18 protein-coding genes and 1 pseudogene are annotated in these 15,430 nt (G+C 53.0%); 11 read left to right on the forward strand and 8 right to left on the reverse strand.

All coding sequences use genetic code 11. From position 1 onward, the window contains the following. Positions 1-255 precede the first annotated feature (255 nt). The gene (gene slyB, locus JQ822_RS07430) at positions 256-723 is read left to right on the forward strand and encodes an outer membrane lipoprotein SlyB (protein ID WP_213132907.1); all 468 of its coding nucleotides are present in this window, start codon (positions 256-258) and stop codon (positions 721-723) included. 45 nt (positions 724-768) lie between these two features. Here the strand turns inward: slyB and slyA are convergent, their stop codons facing one another. Continuing rightward, entirely contained in the window at positions 769-1,209 is a 441-nt protein-coding gene (gene slyA, locus JQ822_RS07435) for a transcriptional regulator SlyA (RefSeq protein ID WP_269473706.1), read from the reverse strand. Between the two features lie 193 nt (positions 1,210-1,402). Here slyA and JQ822_RS07440 point away from each other — a divergent pair, with 193 nt between their 5' ends. The 3 genes and pseudogenes from JQ822_RS07440 to JQ822_RS07450 all read left to right on the forward strand — a co-directional run bounded on the left by JQ822_RS07440 (position 1,403) and on the right by JQ822_RS07450 (position 4,542). Next, entirely contained in the window at positions 1,403-1,639 is a 237-nt protein-coding gene (locus JQ822_RS07440) for a DUF1656 domain-containing protein (RefSeq protein ID WP_213132908.1), read from the forward strand. A gap of 2 nt (positions 1,640-1,641) precedes the next feature. Further along, positions 1,642-2,505: an efflux RND transporter periplasmic adaptor subunit gene (locus tag JQ822_RS07445; RefSeq protein ID WP_213132909.1), complete on the forward strand. Its 864-nt coding sequence runs from the start codon at positions 1,642-1,644 to the stop codon at positions 2,503-2,505. After that, positions 2,502-4,542 (forward strand): annotated as a pseudogene (locus JQ822_RS07450) (FUSC family protein). Before JQ822_RS07445 ends, JQ822_RS07450 begins: the two are co-directional and overlap by 4 nt. Here the strand turns inward: JQ822_RS07450 and sodC are convergent. From sodC to JQ822_RS07465, 3 genes are all read right to left on the reverse strand, one after another. Next, the gene (gene sodC, locus JQ822_RS07455; RefSeq protein WP_213132911.1) at positions 4,518-5,039 is read right to left on the reverse strand and encodes a superoxide dismutase [Cu-Zn] SodC; all 522 of its coding nucleotides are present in this window, start codon (positions 5,037-5,039) and stop codon (positions 4,518-4,520) included. The pseudogene JQ822_RS07450 and the gene sodC overlap by 25 nt on opposite strands. 80 nt (positions 5,040-5,119) lie before the next feature. Further along, positions 5,120-6,016: an aldo/keto reductase gene (locus JQ822_RS07460; RefSeq protein WP_213132912.1), complete on the reverse strand. Its 897-nt coding sequence runs from the start codon at positions 6,014-6,016 to the stop codon at positions 5,120-5,122. 49 nt (positions 6,017-6,065) lie between these two features. Continuing rightward, on the reverse strand, positions 6,066-6,305 hold the full coding sequence (locus tag JQ822_RS07465) for a DUF1289 domain-containing protein (RefSeq protein WP_115258572.1): 240 nt from the start codon (positions 6,303-6,305) through the stop codon (positions 6,066-6,068). Positions 6,306-6,406: 101 nt separating this feature from the next. Here JQ822_RS07465 and JQ822_RS07470 point away from each other — a divergent pair, with 101 nt between their 5' ends. The 4 genes from JQ822_RS07470 (at position 6,407) to rnt (ending at position 9,409) form a co-directional block, all read left to right on the forward strand. Then, on the forward strand, positions 6,407-7,006 hold the full coding sequence (locus JQ822_RS07470) for a TetR/AcrR family transcriptional regulator (protein WP_213132913.1): 600 nt from the start codon (positions 6,407-6,409) through the stop codon (positions 7,004-7,006). 58 nt (positions 7,007-7,064) lie between these two features. Further along, positions 7,065-8,162, forward strand: a complete 1,098-nt coding sequence (nemA, locus tag JQ822_RS07475; RefSeq protein ID WP_213132914.1) for an alkene reductase — start codon at positions 7,065-7,067, stop codon at positions 8,160-8,162. A gap of 97 nt (positions 8,163-8,259) precedes the next feature. Continuing rightward, a complete protein-coding gene (gene gloA, locus JQ822_RS07480) occupies positions 8,260-8,667 on the forward strand; it encodes a lactoylglutathione lyase (RefSeq protein ID WP_213132915.1) in 408 nt (135 codons plus the stop codon). 94 nt (positions 8,668-8,761) lie between these two features. Beyond that, positions 8,762-9,409, forward strand: coding sequence for a ribonuclease T (rnt, locus tag JQ822_RS07485; RefSeq protein WP_199954810.1), 648 nt, complete (start codon positions 8,762-8,764; stop codon positions 9,407-9,409). 71 nt (positions 9,410-9,480) lie between these two features. Here rnt and grxD read toward each other — a convergent pair whose 3' ends face one another. Then, the gene (gene grxD, locus JQ822_RS07490; RefSeq protein ID WP_213132916.1) at positions 9,481-9,828 is read right to left on the reverse strand and encodes a monothiol glutaredoxin 4; all 348 of its coding nucleotides are present in this window, start codon (positions 9,826-9,828) and stop codon (positions 9,481-9,483) included. A 331-nt stretch (positions 9,829-10,159) separates the two neighbouring features. On the opposite strand from grxD, the gene JQ822_RS07495 reads away from it, so the two are divergent. Together JQ822_RS07495 and sodB are read left to right on the forward strand one after the other, a co-directional pair. Next, a complete protein-coding gene (locus JQ822_RS07495; protein WP_213132917.1) occupies positions 10,160-10,990 on the forward strand; it encodes a C40 family peptidase in 831 nt (276 codons plus the stop codon). Between the two features lie 127 nt (positions 10,991-11,117). Next, positions 11,118-11,699, forward strand: coding sequence for a superoxide dismutase [Fe] (gene sodB, locus JQ822_RS07500; RefSeq protein WP_213132918.1), 582 nt, complete (start codon positions 11,118-11,120; stop codon positions 11,697-11,699). Positions 11,700-11,739: 40 nt separating this feature from the next. Here the strand turns inward: sodB and JQ822_RS07505 are convergent, their stop codons facing one another. Next, positions 11,740-12,909: an MFS transporter gene (locus tag JQ822_RS07505; RefSeq protein ID WP_213132919.1), complete on the reverse strand. Its 1,170-nt coding sequence runs from the start codon at positions 12,907-12,909 to the stop codon at positions 11,740-11,742. Positions 12,910-13,085: 176 nt separating this feature from the next. Next, a complete protein-coding gene (gene cydH, locus JQ822_RS07510; RefSeq protein ID WP_003029209.1) occupies positions 13,086-13,175 on the reverse strand; it encodes a cytochrome bd-I accessory subunit CydH in 90 nt (29 codons plus the stop codon). A 296-nt stretch (positions 13,176-13,471) separates the two neighbouring features. On the opposite strand from cydH, the gene purR reads away from it, so the two are divergent. Then, on the forward strand, positions 13,472-14,497 hold the full coding sequence (gene purR / locus JQ822_RS07515) for an HTH-type transcriptional repressor PurR (RefSeq protein WP_135321705.1): 1,026 nt from the start codon (positions 13,472-13,474) through the stop codon (positions 14,495-14,497). A 17-nt stretch (positions 14,498-14,514) separates the two neighbouring features. Here purR and punR read toward each other — a convergent pair whose 3' ends face one another. Continuing rightward, positions 14,515-15,426 (reverse strand): DNA-binding transcriptional activator PunR, encoded by a 912-nt coding sequence (punR, locus tag JQ822_RS07520; protein ID WP_196208096.1) that lies wholly within the window; start codon positions 15,424-15,426, stop codon positions 14,515-14,517. Between the last annotated feature and the right edge of the window lie 4 nt (positions 15,427-15,430).

Raw genomic sequence — 15,430 nt, forward strand, 5'->3', positions numbered from 1 at the left:
AGTTAGCCTTGACACTCAACCATAAAGTGCTAATTAATTCCATGCTTCGTTGATGATTTTTAATGGCAAATCATGACAATGGTCGCTTAATTACATCAATTATATGAATGATTCGTTTATACTCGGTTGATCCGATTTCGGTTAAGATTTTCATATTGCTCCAGTAGAACATGTGACCTTAGGCTCACAAATGCCATATAATTGAACCATGAAGGGTGCTCTATTAGCGTTTCGTGGTGTAAAGGAGAGTTATAAATGATTAAACGTGCACTGATTGTTTCATTAATGGGATTATCTTTAGCGGGTTGCGTTAACAACGATAGTCTTTCAGGTGACGTGTATACCGCATCCGAAGCGAAACAGGTTCAGAACGTGACCTACGGTACGATCGTTCATGTTCGTCCGGTGCAAATTCAGGGTGGTGATGACGCTAACGTGATCGGCGCTATCGGTGGTGCGGTGCTCGGTGGATTCCTCGGTAACACCGTCGGCGGCGGTACCGGTCGTTCATTAGCCACGGCGGCAGGTGCGGTTGCGGGCGGGGTTGCAGGTCAAAGCGTGCAGGGTGCGATGAATAAAACCCAGGGTGTGGAACTGGAAATCCGTAAGGATGACGGTAACACCATCATGGTGGTGCAGAAACAAGGCGCAACCAAATTCGCTTCGGGCCAGCGTGTTGTGATGGCGAGCAACGGCCGCGAAGTTACCGTTTCTCCGCGCTAATCGAATTTACGTGTGGTCATGACCGGCCACACGTAGATTTTCGCATCAGCCCTGCGACTGTAGCTCAATGATGTTGTGTTCCAGTCGGGCAACCAGCTTAATCAGCAGATTAATTTCCTCCGTTGAAATCCCTTCCAGAATCTCACCGCGCGTTTTGTTGATTACCGCTTCCATATCAGCAATCAGCGGTTCGGCTTTCTCCGTCAGTTTAATTCGCTTTGCCCGACGATCGCTGGCGCAAGTCTGTCGTGAAATGAGTCCTTTTTCTTCCAGTTGGTCAAGCGTACGCACCAGTGAAGGCTGCTCAATACCAATCGCTTTAGCCAGCTGAATCTGCGATTGATCCGGCGGCAACTGATGAATGTTGTGCAGCGTAACCCAATGCGTCTGCGTCAACTCCAGAGGTTTTAGGCGATGGTCAATCAGAGCACGCCAAATGCGCACCAACCGTGCCAGATCAGAACCTAGTGGCGATTCCAATTTCATCTCCTTATAATTAGCTTGCTAAGTTATTGTGCTGATTTTAGAATAGTGTGCAGCATTTATATTCCCAAAACAAATGTATTGCCAAATTTGCTTACCGGATGACATTTTTTCAGACATTATGCGTTAAAGAGACGTATTGTCCCTTTTTTTGCTAAACCTATAGCAACGCTCTCTTCCGCCAAGGATTTTACCCGTGAAGTTTATGTTTAATGCAACAGGATTGCCCCTACAAGATTTAATGATCGGTGCATCTGTCTACTTTCCTCCACTTTTCAAAGCGTTTATCCCCGGGTTTATCCTCTGGCTTGTTGTTCATCGCCTGCTACGCGACTGGATGTATTCCGGCGAAATCTGGCATCCCTTGTTAATGGATTTGTCGCTCTTTGCGCTTTGCGTGTGTCTGGGCTTTGTTATGCTGATTGCGTGGTGATTATGTCGCTCAAAACCATCAAATACTTCTCCACTATTATAGTCGCTATTGCCGCCGTTCTCGCGGGGTGGTGGATGTGGAATTATTATATGCAGTCCCCCTGGACGCGCGACGGCAAAGTTCGCGCGGAGCAGGTCAGTATCACGCCGCAGGTTTCCGGAAGCATCACCAACCTCAATATTAAAGATAATCAGTTTGTTAATGCTGGCGACGTGCTGTTTGTTATCGATAAGACGCCGTTTCAGATTGCGGAACTGAATGCGCAGGCGCAGCTGGCCAAAGCGCAGTCCGATCTGGCAAAGGCCAACAACGAAGCCAATCGCCGCCGCCATCTGTCGCAAAATTATATCTCTGCCGAGGATCTGGACACGGCCAACCTCAATGTAAAAGCGATGCAGGCGAGCGTTGGGGCCGCTGAGGCCAGTTTGCAACAGGCCCGGTGGCAACTGACTCAAACGGAAGTAAAAGCACCGGTCGCCGGTTGGGTGACAAATCTCTCTACGCGCCGTGGTGATTACGCGACTACCGGTAAGCCCCTGTTTGCCCTGGTCGACAGCCACTCATTTTATGTGATGGGATATTTTGAAGAAACCAAGCTCCGCCATATTCGTGAGGGCGCACCGGCGTTGATTACGCTGTACAGTGGTAACGTAAAGTTACAGGGTCACGTTTCCAGCATTGGCCGTGCCATTTACGATCAAAGCGTGGAGAGTGACTCCGGCCTGATACCCGATATCAAACCAAACGTACCGTGGGTACGACTGGCGCAACGGGTGCCCGTGCGTATCGAGTTTGACGCTCTACCGCACGATGTCACGCTGGTTTCGGGCACAACCTGTAGCGTGTCCATCGGTCAGCAAAAATGAAACGGCTTCACCTGACGTCAGGCAATTTGCCGTGGTTTAAAGCCACCGCCGCACAGTGGCGTTACGCACTGCGTAATACCATCGCGATGTGTCTGGCGTTAACGTTCGCCTATTACCTGAATCTGGATGAACCCTACTGGGCAATGACCTCCGCTGCGGTGGTCAGTTTTCCCACCGTGGGCGGCGTCATCAGTAAAAGTCTGGGACGCGTGGCCGGCAGTTTGCTGGGTGCTACGGCGGCGTTGATCATTGCCGGACATACTCTCAACGAACCGTGGCTGTTTCTGCTCAGCATGTCAGTATGGATTGGCGTATGCACCTGGGCCTGCGCGCACTTTGCCAATAATGTGGCTTATGCGTTTCAACTGGCAGGCTACACCGCGGCCATCATTGCGTTTCCGATGGTGAATACAATTGAGATCACACAGCTGTGGGATATTGCCCAGGCGCGGGTGTGCGAAGTTATCGTCGGGATACTCTGCGGCGGTATGATGATGATGATCCTGCCCAGCACGTCCGACGGTACCACGCTGCTGACGGCGCTGAAAAATATGCACGCGCGTTTGCTGGAACATGCCAGCCTGCTCTGGCAACCCGAAACCACCGATGCGATCCGTTCAGCGCACGAAGGCGTGATCGGCCAAATTATGACCATGAATCTGCTGCGTATTCAGGCATTCTGGAGCCACTACCGCTTTCGCCGGCAGAATGCCCTACTCAATTCGCTGTTACACCAGCAACTGCGGATGACCAGCGTGATCTCCAGCCTGCGCAGGATGCTGCTGAACTGGCCTAATCCTCCGGCAAATACCCGGGACATCATCGAACAGCTATTAAGCGCGCTGGTGAAATCAGAAACCGACAGCTATACCGTGGCGCGCATTATTGCCCCTCTGCGTCCTGTGGATCAACACGACTATCGACACATTGCCTTCTGGCAGCGGCTGCGCTATTTCTGTCGCATCTACCTGCAAAGCAGCCATTATCTGCATTTGCTGGAAAACGGCGTGACCGCCGAGCACATCAGCGTGAATCGCACCCCAGCTCTGGCTCGCCATACCGACAATGCTGAAGCAATATGGAGCGGGTTACGCACCTTCAGCACACTGATGCTGATCGGCGCGTGGAGCATTGGCGCACAGTGGGAATCCGGCGCGGGCGCGCTGACGCTGGCCGCCATTAGCTGCGTGCTGTATTCCGCCGTTGCCACCCCGTTCAAATCACTCTCGCTGCTGATGCGCACGCTGGTGCTGCTGTCATTGTTCAGTTTTGTGGTGAAATTTGGCCTGATGGTGCAAATCACCGATTTGTGGCAATTCATTCTGTTTCTCTTCCCGCTGCTCGCCACCATGCAGCTGTTAAAGCTACAAATGCCCGCCCTGGCCGGACTTTGGGGGCAGTTGATCGTTTTTATGGGATCGTTCATTGCCGTGACCAATCCGCCGGTGTATGACTTCGCCGATTTTCTGAATGATAATCTGGCGAAAATTACCGGCGTGGCGCTGTCGTGGCTGGCCTTCGCTATCTTGCGACCGGGTTCAGACGCCAGAAAGAGTCGACGTCATATTCGCGCCCTGCGTCGGGATTTTGTCGACCAGCTCAGTCGGCATCCGTCGCACAGTGAACATGAATTCGAATCGCTGACCTATCATCATGTCAGCCAGCTCAGTAACAGCCAGGACGCGCTGGCGCGGCGGTGGTTATTACGTTGGGGAGTGGTACTGCTGAACTGCTCGCATGTGGTGTGGCAACTACGCGCCTGGGAAGCGCGTTCCGATCCATTAGCCCGTGTCAGGGATGTCTGCATCTCTCTCCTACGCGACGTGATGAGCGAGCGTGGCGTACAGCAACGTCCGCTGAATGCCACGCTTAGCGAGTTACAGCGCATCTGCGATGCGCTTGCTCACCATCACCAACCTGCTGCCCAGGAACTGGCAGCCCTCATATGGCGACTGCATTGTTCACTTTCTCAGCTTGAACAGGCCCCGCCGCCGGGTACGCTGAGCGGGTGATTATTTGATGACACCACAGGCGTAGCGCATGCCGCCACCGCCAAGCGGTTTCGGCTGATCGGACATATTATCGCCGCCCACGTGAACCATCAGCGCCTTACCTTTAACCTCATCCAGTGATTTCAGACGTGGAGCAATAACTGCCGTCGTGGCGTTTCCTTCGGCATTAACAACCAACAAAGGCAAATCGCCCAAATGTCCGGCACCTTCCGGGCCTTCATGCTTGCCGGTTTTATGTGGATCAAAATGTCCGCCCGCAGCTTCTGCAGCCGAGGCTTTACCCTCTTTGATAGCAGGCTGACAGCTACCATTAGCATGCACATGGAAACCATGTTCACCCGGCGGCAGTGCCTTCAGATCTGGCGTAAACTCCAGCCCTTTCGCGGTTTCAGCAATGGTCACTGAACCAATCGACTGGCCAACGCCTTGCGACGTCACCAGGTTCATCTCAACTTTCTCACTGGCAGCCTGCGCGCCAGCGCAGGCCAGTAAGGTGATGATGGCTAAACTCAAACGCTTCATACGACCTCCGTCACTATGTGTCTGACTGATAAGTGTAAACCAGTGACGCAATTTTGAGCGACGGAACGCCGAATATGCGATTACGGTACGTCGTAACCCAGTGCGGCCTTACGGATGCGGAACCACTGCTGACGAGACATAGCCAGAGACTCAGACTCAATGGCAGCGCGAACACGCTCAATTTTTCCTGAGCCAATAATCGGCAGCGGTTGAGACGGTAGACGTAAAATCCACGCGTACACCACCTGCTCAATGGACTGTGCGTTCAACTCTTGCGCTACCGCGGCAAGTTCATTGCGCAGCGGCTGGAAGTAATCGTCATTGAACAGTCGTCCCCCGCCAAGACAAGACCAGGCCATCGGACGAATGCGCAGTTGTTGCAGTTGATCTAACGTACCATCCAGCAGGAGCGGCTGATGCACCGGTGAAATTTCAACCTGGTTGGTTGCCAGCGTAAACGGCAGACGCGATTGCAGCAGTGAAAACTGTGCGGGTGTAAAGTTAGACACACCAAAGTGGCGCACTTTGCCGCTATGATGCAGTTTTTTAAACGCCTCAGCCACCTCGTCAGCATCCATCAGTGGATCGGGGCGGTGGATCAGGAGCAGATCAATATGATCGGTCGCCAGCAGTTTCAGCGACTGCTCCGCACTGGCAATAATATGATCGCTGTCGGTGATGTAATGACCCAGGGTATTTTCCGCACGCGCGGTGGTGGCGATACCGCATTTGGTCACAATCTGTATTTTTTCGCGCAGATGCGGAGCCAGCTTCATCGCCTCGCCAAACGCCGCTTCGCACTGGTATCCGCCGTAAATATCCGCGTGATCGACGGTGGTGACGCCCAGATCCAAATGTTCCTCAATAAAGCTGACTAACTGTCGCGCGGACATATTCCAGTCCATCAACCGCCAGTACCCCATGACAAAGCGAGAAAATTCCGGGCCTTGCGGCGCAATAGTAATACGCTGAACCATAGCAGCTTCCTTATAAATGAATGTGCATCGAGTATACGCAATTACGCTTTTAAAAGAGTGAGGGTTGTTGCGGTTCTTCCGGTGGGCTGGGTTTGTTTGCACGTAATTTACGCATCAGACGCTGGCGACACAGGCGTAGCACATCCTGCTTTTCGGCATCGCTCATTTTCTGCCAGTTAAAACGCTCATCCCGGCTACGAAAACATCCCCGGCAAAATCCGCGTTCGTCGGACTGGCAGATCCCGCGGCACGGGCTCTGGACGGGGAAAAACTCCAGCTGTTCGGCCACATCCCCTCCTTTAGTAAGATTGATATACCTATTGAAGACGTTAACTGAATTTCTGGCAAGCGCTATTGCATTAGACCGACTGGTCTATTACACTCCATGCCATGAACAAAGCAACTGAACACGACACACGCGAACATCTTCTGGCGACCGGCGAGCAGCTTTGCATGCAGCGTGGTTTCACCGGTATGGGTTTAAGCGAGCTGCTGAAAACCGCCGAGGTGCCCAAAGGATCGTTTTACCACTATTTTCGCTCTAAAGAAGCGTTCGGTGTTTCCATGCTTGAGCGCCATTACGCAGCCTACCATCTGCGGCTGGCCACACATTTTGAGTCAGGCGCCGGAAACTACCGCGACAGAATTATCGCCTACTATCAGGAAACTCTGAATCAGTTTAGTCAGCACGGCATGATTAGCGGCTGCTTAACCGTAAAACTGTCTGCCGAAGTGTGCGATCTCTCAGAAGATATGCGTACAGCGATGGATACCGGCGCGCGGCACATTATTACCCTGTTGGCGCAGGCGCTGGAAAAAGGTCGCGACACACACTGTCTGTCGTTTACCGGCGAACCATTGCAGCAGGCGCAGGTGCTGTATGCGCTGTGGCTGGGGGCCAATCTGCAGGCCAAGATGTCTCGCAGTGCCACCCCGCTGGAAAATGCGCTGGCACACGTTAAAACCATCATTGCAACGCCTGGCGTTTGACAGGCGTTTTTATTTACTCAATTACTAGACGACCGGTCTATTCATATCTGGAGTTAATATGTCATCTGAAAAATTGTTTTCCCCGCTGAAAGTGGGCGCTATCACGGCGGCAAACCGCGTCTTTATGGCCCCGCTGACGCGCCTGCGTAGTATCGAACCTGGCGACATCCCGACTCCGCTGATGGCCGAGTATTATCGTCAGCGCGCCAGCGCGGGTCTTATCATCAGCGAGGCCACGCAGATTTCCGCCCAGGCAAAAGGTTACGCCGGAGCCCCTGGCATCCACAGCGCAGCGCAAATTGAAGCCTGGAAAAAAATCACCGCTGCCGTCCATGCGGAGCAAGGTCATATTGCCGTACAGCTGTGGCATACCGGTCGTATCTCTCACGTCAGCCTGCAGCCAAACGGACAGCCGCCGGTTGCCCCTTCCGCCCTCAGCGCCGGGACCCGTACCTCGCTGCGCGATGAAAATGGCCTGGCCACACGTGCCGATACCTCTATGCCGCGCGCCCTGGAAACCGAAGAAATTCCGGGGATCGTCAATGATTTCCGTCAGGCGATCGCCAACGCACGCGAGGCTGGATTTGACATGGTTGAGCTGCACTCTGCCCATGGCTATCTGCTGCACCAGTTCCTGTCGCCGACCTCTAACCAGCGTACCGATCAGTACGGCGGCAGCGTCGAAAATCGCGCGCGTCTGGTGCTGGAAGTCGTCGACGCCGGGATCAAAGAATGGGGCGCAGACCGGATTGGTATTCGCGTGTCCCCTATCGGTTCATTCCAGAACGTCGATAACGGTCCAAATGAAGAAGCCGATGCGCTGTACTTGATTGAACAACTTGGCAAGCGCGGTATCGCTTATCTGCACATGTCCGAACCCGACTGGGCCGGCGGTGAGCCGTACAGCGATGCATTCCGCGAGAAAGTTCGCGCACGTTTCCACGGCCCGATTATTGGCGCCGGGGCCTACACGCCAGAAAAAGCAGAAGCGCTGATTGAGAAAGGGTTAATCGACGCCGTCGCCTTTGGTCGCGCCTATATTGCTAACCCGGATCTGGTCGCCCGTCTGCAACGCAAAGCGGAACTGAACCCGCAGCGCGCGGAGAGTTTCTACGGCGGTGGCGCGGAAGGTTACACCGATTATCCGACCCTATAACGTCACAAACCCCGTTCTGTCATTGATAGCGGCGCAACATCGCCGCTATACTAAAACAACATTTTGAATGTATTAGCCATTTTTAAAGGGGAAAAAGATGCGTTTACTTCATACCATGCTGCGCGTAGGTGACCTGCAGCGTTCTATCGAGTTTTATACCAACGTGCTGGGCATGAAGCTGCTGCGTACCAGTGAAAACCCTGAATACAAGTATTCTCTGGCGTTTGTCGGTTACGGTTCTGAAACCGACGAAGCCGTCATTGAGCTGACCTACAACTGGGGCGTCGATAAATACGACCTGGGCTCTGCGTACGGCCACATTGCCCTGAGCGTAGACAACGCTGCAGAAGCCTGCGAGCGCATTCGCCAGAACGGCGGCAACGTGACGCGCGAAGCGGGTCCGGTCAAAGGCGGTACGACGGTTATCGCATTTGTAGAAGATCCGGACGGTTACAAAATCGAACTGATCGAAGAGAAAGACGCAGGCCGCGGCCTGGGTGACTAATCTCCCCTCGGGCGCAGATCGTCTGTGCCCGTAGTTTTATACTCATCATTTTGTCATAATACGCGCTGCAATTTTCCCGTATTAAGAGACCCAGATGTCCGATAACGCTCAACTTTCCGGTCTGTGTGACCGTTTTCGTGGTTTTTATCCTGTCGTCATTGACGTAGAAACAGCAGGATTTAACGCCAAAACCGATGCGCTGCTCGAAATTGCAGCCATCACGCTGAAAATGGATGAACAAGGCTGGCTGATGCCGGACATGACGTTACATTTCCACGTTGAACCGTTTGAAGGGGCAAATCTGCAACCGGAAGCTCTCGCGTTTAACGGTATTGATCCGAGTAATCCGCTACGCGGCGCGGTCAGCGAATATGACGCCCTGCACGCCATCTTCAAAATGGTGCGCAAAGGCATCAAAGACAGCGGTTGCAATCGGGCGATCATGGTGGCGCATAATGCCACCTTCGACCACAGCTTCATGATGGCGGCCGCAGAACGCGCCTCGCTGAAGCGCAATCCGTTTCACCCGTTTGTTACCTTCGATACCGCAGCCCTGAGCGGTCTGTCGCTGGGACAAACCGTGCTGTCTAAAGCGTGTCTGGCAGCGGGTATGGAATTTGACGGAAATCAGGCGCACTCTGCCCTGTACGACACCGAACGGACGGCGGTGCTGTTTTGCGAAATCGTTAACCGCTGGAAGCGCCTTGGCGGCTGGCCTCTGCCAGTGCCTGAAGAAGCGTAACGCGTCGCGAGTCAGGACGGATCACAGGCATAAAAAAAGCGACCGGTCGGTCGCTTTTTTGTCTCTGCTGATTACTCAGCGTCCGGCTCTTCGGTTTTGTACTTCGCCGCAGTGTCTTTGATAAGCTGCTGCAGCTCACCGCGCTGGTACATTTCGATTAAAATGTCGCAGCCGCCAACCAGCTCACCATCAACCCACAGCTGCGGGAAGGTTGGCCAGTTTGCGTATTTCGGCAACTCGGCGCGAATATCCGGGTTTTGCAGAATATCAACATAGGCAAAGCGTTCACCACAGGCAGACAGCGCCTGCACGGCCTGAGCGGAAAAACCGCAGCTTGGCAGTTTTGGAGAACCTTTCATGTACAGGAGAATCGGGTTTTCAGCGATCTGGCGCTGGATTTTTTCGATAGTGGTGCTCATTATCTTGCTTCCTTAACTTCTTTTACGGCAGTAGTCTGACATTGTAACGGGTCAGACAGGCAACGGAAAATAACATTTTCATTACGGTTATTATTTTATCGCCAGTCGCTAAAAGTTGCATTCATAATCTTACTTACCCTTTTAACCGCAGGGATTTGATTATCTCATCGCCAGATCCTGCATTAATTGCTGTTTTTTTTTGCGGTCGGTTGCGAAACAGAGTTTTAAACAAAAAAAGCTATTAACTTTCCCTGTTTCTATAGATTAGAATCATCAAGTTTTGAAAATCACACGCAGGCATGATAGACCTGCCTTAACAGAGGACTGCTCAGTGGCGCGGATAAACCGAATCTCGATCACGCTCTGTGCTTTGCTTTTTACCACACTCCCTTTTACGTCAGTGGCCCATGCTTCCAGGCAGGCCAGGGCGACCCCTACTGTTTCTCATACCATCAAAACGGTAGATAAAAAGAAAAGCGCGACAGCCAGTAAAAAAGTGACACAAACCACCAAGAAAACGGCTAAAAAGACCACCAGCAAGACCAGCACCAAAACCGCTTCCTCTTCCAAAAAACGCACTGCGACTCCGGCAAAAGCAACTAAAACAGTCAACCGTCGCGGTAAAGCTGCGACTGCCCAAACCGCGGCTGTGACCTGGACTGAAAAATGCACGCCGCGCAAAGGTCACAAACCTCGTTGTGTAAAAGTAAAATCGACAGCCCCGGCGGCCCTTGCTGATACCCATAAAGTTAAAGTGCAAAAAGCGACCAAAACCGCCATGTCCACCCTGATGAATCAGATCGGTAAACCCTACCGCTGGGGTGGCTCATCGCCAAGAACCGGTTTTGATTGCAGCGGTCTGGTCTATTACGCGTATAAGGATCTGGTTAAGTTCCGTATTCCACGTACCGCCAATGAAATGTATCACCTGCGCGACGCGGCACCCATCGACCGCGACGAGCTGAAAAACGGCGATCTGGTCTTCTTCCGCACGCAGGGCCGCGGCACCGCCGATCACGTTGGCGTTTACGTCGGCAACGGTAAATTTATTCAGTCGCCGCGTAGCGGTCAGGAGATCCAAATTACCTCCCTGAGCGAAGACTACTGGCAGCGCCACTATGTGGGCGCTCGTCGCGTGATGACGCCAAAAACAATTCGCTAAAAACTTACCCTACCGCATATGCGGTAGGGTAAGTTCTTCTTTTGCATAACCTTTCAATTTGCTACCCTATCCTTACTCACAATGAGGCTATTGTGTGTACTCAATATAAATAATAAGGAGAGAAGCAATGTCGTTCGAATTACCTGCATTACCGTATGCCAAAGATGCTCTGGCACCGCACATTTCTGCTGAAACGCTGGAATACCACTATGGCAAACATCACCAGACTTACGTTACTAACCTGAATAACCTGATCAAAGGCACCGCGTTTGAAGGCAAATCACTGGAAGAGATCGTTCGTAGCTCTGAAGGCGGTGTGTTTAATAACGCAGCCCAGGTCTGGAACCACACTTTCTACTGGAACTGCCTGGCACCAAACGCGGGCGGCGAACCGACCGGCGAACTGGCCGAAGCTATTGCCGCATCCTTTGGCAGCTTCGCTGATTTCAAAGCACAATTCACCGATGCGGCTATCAAAAACTTCGGTGCTGGCTGGACCTGGCTGGTCAAAGGTACCGATGGCAAACTGGCTATCGTTTCCACCTCAAATGCCGGTACGCCACTGACCACCGACGCGACGCCGCTGATGACCGTTGATGTGTGGGAACACGCCTACTACATCGACTATCGCAATGCGCGTCCTGGCTACCTGGAACATTTCTGGGCGCTGGTGAACTGGGAATTTGTTGCGAAAAACTTCGCAGCATAAAAAAGATAACGCAGAAGGAGATCCCTTCTGCGTTTTTGCATTAATTCGCGGTAGTGAACGCCTCTTCAGGCTGCTTCCGCGCCGAGATAAAGACCAGCAGCAGCGCAAGCCCCGCCACAATCGCCCCCATCACCGGAACAAAACCGTAGCCTAATCCACCGGATATCACCGCCCCGCCGGCCGCAGCACCCAGAGCATTGCCCAGATTAAACGCACCAATGTTAACCGATGATGATAAACCCGGTGCTTCGCTGGCAACGCGCATCACACGCATCTGCAAAGGCGGAACCACCGCAAACGTTGCCGCCCCCCAGACCACCATGCTGATTGCGGCACCCAGTTCACTACGCGCCAGTAACGGGATCGCCAGCATAATTACCATCAGCAGCAGTAAGAAGCCTTTCAGCGTGCCATTGACTGAGCGGTCTGCCAGTTTACCCCCCAGATAGTTACCGATTGAAAACCCGACGCCAATCAGCACCAGCATACCGGTGACAAAGGCCGGGGTGGCGTGAGTAATGCTGTGCAGCACCGGCGAAATGTAGGTATAAAGCGTGAACATCGCGCCGGCCCCCAACACAGTGGTCAGCAATGCTGACACCACCTGTGGACGCATCAGTACCGCCAGTTCTTTGCGCACGTCCGGGCGCTCTCCCGCCCCACCTTTCGGTAATGAGAAGAACAGGCTGATCATCGCGATGACGCCAAGACCCGCGGTTGCCATAAACGACATGCGCCAGCCGATGGTTTCACCCAGCCAGGTGGCCGCCGGAACGCCGCCAATATTGGCGATGGTTAACCCCATGAACATGGTGGCCACGGCGCTGGCCTGCTTGTGCTTTGGCACCACGCTTGCCGCCACCACCGAGCCGAGGCCAAAAAAAGCGCCATGGTTAAGACTGGTCAAAATTCGCGATAACATCAGGGTGGTGTAATCCGGCGATATTGCCGACAGCACGTTACCCAGCGTAAAAATCGCCATCAGAAAAATAAGCGCATTGCGGCGCGCGCGATGAGAAAGTAGCAACGTCATTAGCGGTGCGCCGACCATGACTCCTACCGCATAGGCGCTTATTAACATGCCTGCAGCCGGAATCGAGACATCGACACCTTTGGCAATGACGGGCAACAATCCCATTGGCGAAAACTCGGTCGTGCCAATGCCAAACGCCCCAATCGCCAGGGCCAGTAAAGGATAATTGATTTTCATACCGCGACTCCGTAACGTCGAGCCGTGGCACGACATAAAGTAAGAGTCAAAAGCATGACACTGATCGCAAAATTAATAAAGTTAACAAAATTGCAAAAGACTTTTGCTTATTTGCCAACAAAAGAACAGGAAGGGTAAGCGGAAAGGATGAGGGAGAGCTAACTCCCTCGGGGAAATCAATGCAGCGCTGCGGTCAGACCACCCGCGACGATCAAACCCAGAACAATAATTGTAGTGACTAACGAAAATTTCAGATCGGTGCTCATCAAGTTTTCTCCTTTTTATTCCCACACAAAAAGTGATATTGCGCATTTTTACACACTTGAAAGCAAAAATCTCTCACGATTTATATTGATAACTGCTTTTAACTCTTCCCCTTTTCGTTAAGATCAGACAAAATTCCACGCTTACTTAATTAGCGTACCGGCCATTGACCCCTTCCTGACGTTCCGTGTCGTTTTCCTGGCGTGCCGCAACCCTGATGTTGCGCGAAGGGTGTGTAAGGCAAACGTTTACCTGGAGTATTCTCAGGAGCTTAGGATATGGTCTGGAGTGAGATGTAATGGCAACAATTAAAGATGTGGCGAAGCGAGCAAACGTTTCCACTACAACCGTATCACACGTAATTAACAAAACGCGCTTTGTCGCGGAAGAAACGCGCAATGCCGTTTGGGCTGCGATTAAAGAGTTACATTACTCCCCAAGCGCAGTGGCGCGCAGCCTGAAGGTGAACCACACCAAATCAATCGGCTTGCTGGCGACCAGCAGCGAAGCCGCTTACTTTGCGGAAATCATCGAAGCCGTTGAGAAGAACTGCTTCCAGAAAGGCTACACCCTGATTCTGGGCAACGCGTGGAACAGCCTCGAAAAACAACAGGCCTATCTCTCCATGATGGCGCAAAAGCGCGTGGATGGTCTGCTGGTGATGTGTTCAGAATATCCGGAGTCTCTGCTTTCCATGCTCGAAGAGTATCGCCATATTCCGATGGTGGTAATGGACTGGGGCGAAGCCAAAGCCGACTTTACCGATACGGTCATTGATAACGCCTTCGAAGGCGGTTATATGGCGGGTCGTTATCTGGTTGAGCGCGGTCATCGCGAGATTGGCGTGATCCCTGGCCCTATGGAGCGCAACACCGGAGCCGGTCGTCTGGCTGGTTTTATGAAAGCGATGGAAGAAGCGCTGATTAAAGTTCCAGAGAACTGGATTGTCCAGGGTGATTTTGAGCCTGAATCCGGGTATCGCGCCATGCAGCAGATCCTTTCTCAGTCGCATCGCCCGACCGCCGTTTTCTGTGGTGGCGATATCATGGCAATGGGCGCGCTCTGCGCAGCTGACGAAATGGGCTTACGCGTCCCGCAGGATGTGTCGCTGATTGGCTATGACAACGTGCGTAATGCCCGTTTCTTCACACCGGCATTAACCACCATTCACCAGCCGAAGGATTCTCTCGGTGAAACGGCCTTTAACATGCTGTTAGACCGTATTGTGAATAAGCGCGAAGTGTCACAGTCAATTGAAGTACATCCGCGCCTGGTAGAACGTCGCTCCGTTGCCGACGGTCCGTTCCGCGATTACCGTCGTTAATCTGTTGTGCGGGGGCCTTATTCCGGCTCCCGCAGCCACTCTTTATTCAGCGTTTCGCTGTCCCCTAAATAGTCCAGCAGCCAGCCCAGCGCGGGCGACGTATCGTTCTGCTGCCAGGTCAGGCAACAGGCGGCATCAGGAAAGGGATTCTCTAGCTGTAACGCGACCCATTTACCGCTGTCGATCCACGGTTTAGAAAAATGCGTCGGCACCATCCCCACACATAACCCCGCCGATAAACAGGTCGCGGATGATTCCCAGTCAGGCACCACCACCCGCTTTTGGTTATCCAGCAGCCAGGTGATGCGCTTTGGCAGCGTGCGGGAGGTATCTTCACGCACCAGCGACGGCCAGTTGCGCAACGTATCGTCGCTGAGCGGTCCGGGCATCGACGCCAGCGGATGATGGCTCGCTACCACGCAGTTCCAGCTCAACATCCCCATATCGCGAAACGTGTAACGCCCCCCTACCGGAATGGCCTGCGTCGCGCCAATAGCCAGCTCAACGCGCCCATCTGACAGCGCATCCCAGACGCCGTTAAACACTTCCTGAAAAACGATTAACTCCACATCATCAAAATGACGATAGAAGTCCACAATCATCTGCCGGGTCCGTTCCGGTCGGACGATATTATCGACCGCAATCGCCAGTTGACCGCGCCAGCCGTTGGCAATTTGCTGACATTGCTGGCGGGTGATCTGCATTTTTTTGATAACAGAGCGCCCTTCTTTTAAAAACCACGCCCCTGCGGGCGTTAATTCCACATCCCGATGGCGGCGTTCAAAAAGTGGCACAGCCAGCCACTCCTCCAGTTGCCGCACGGTATAGCTTACCGCCGAAGGCACACGGTGCAACTCTTGGGCGGCAGAGCTAAAGCTGCCGTTACGCGCAACCGCGTCAACCACTTCAAGGGAATATTCCGACCACATACTC

This window comes from Citrobacter sp. FP75, assembly GCF_018342065.1.
Classification (GTDB): domain Bacteria; phylum Pseudomonadota; class Gammaproteobacteria; order Enterobacterales; family Enterobacteriaceae; genus Citrobacter.

What these genes read in the sequence shown, in the direction of transcription:
- slyA (WP_269473706.1), bottom strand. Translation starts at nt 1,209, where the DNA reads ATGAAATTGGAATCGCCACTAGGTTCTGATCTGGCACGGTTGGTGCGC.
- punR (WP_196208096.1), bottom strand. Translation starts at nt 15,426, where the DNA reads ATGTGGTCGGAATATTCCCTTGAAGTGGTTGACGCGGTTGCGCGTAAC.
- JQ822_RS07445 (WP_213132909.1), top strand. Translation starts at nt 1,642, where the DNA reads ATGTCGCTCAAAACCATCAAATACTTCTCCACTATTATAGTCGCTATT.
- sodC (WP_213132911.1), bottom strand. Translation starts at nt 5,039, where the DNA reads ATGAAGCGTTTGAGTTTAGCCATCATCACCTTACTGGCCTGCGCTGGC.
- slyB (WP_213132907.1), top strand. Translation starts at nt 256, where the DNA reads ATGATTAAACGTGCACTGATTGTTTCATTAATGGGATTATCTTTAGCG.
- purR (WP_135321705.1), top strand. Translation starts at nt 13,472, where the DNA reads ATGGCAACAATTAAAGATGTGGCGAAGCGAGCAAACGTTTCCACTACA.
- cydH (WP_003029209.1), bottom strand. Translation starts at nt 13,175, where the DNA reads ATGAGCACCGATCTGAAATTTTCGTTAGTCACTACAATTATTGTTCTG.
- JQ822_RS07470 (WP_213132913.1), top strand. Translation starts at nt 6,407, where the DNA reads ATGAACAAAGCAACTGAACACGACACACGCGAACATCTTCTGGCGACC.
- grxD (WP_213132916.1), bottom strand. Translation starts at nt 9,828, where the DNA reads ATGAGCACCACTATCGAAAAAATCCAGCGCCAGATCGCTGAAAACCCG.
- sodB (WP_213132918.1), top strand. Translation starts at nt 11,118, where the DNA reads ATGTCGTTCGAATTACCTGCATTACCGTATGCCAAAGATGCTCTGGCA.
- JQ822_RS07460 (WP_213132912.1), bottom strand. Translation starts at nt 6,016, where the DNA reads ATGGTTCAGCGTATTACTATTGCGCCGCAAGGCCCGGAATTTTCTCGC.
- gloA (WP_213132915.1), top strand. Translation starts at nt 8,260, where the DNA reads ATGCGTTTACTTCATACCATGCTGCGCGTAGGTGACCTGCAGCGTTCT.
- rnt (WP_199954810.1), top strand. Translation starts at nt 8,762, where the DNA reads ATGTCCGATAACGCTCAACTTTCCGGTCTGTGTGACCGTTTTCGTGGT.
- nemA (WP_213132914.1), top strand. Translation starts at nt 7,065, where the DNA reads ATGTCATCTGAAAAATTGTTTTCCCCGCTGAAAGTGGGCGCTATCACG.
- JQ822_RS07505 (WP_213132919.1), bottom strand. Translation starts at nt 12,909, where the DNA reads ATGAAAATCAATTATCCTTTACTGGCCCTGGCGATTGGGGCGTTTGGC.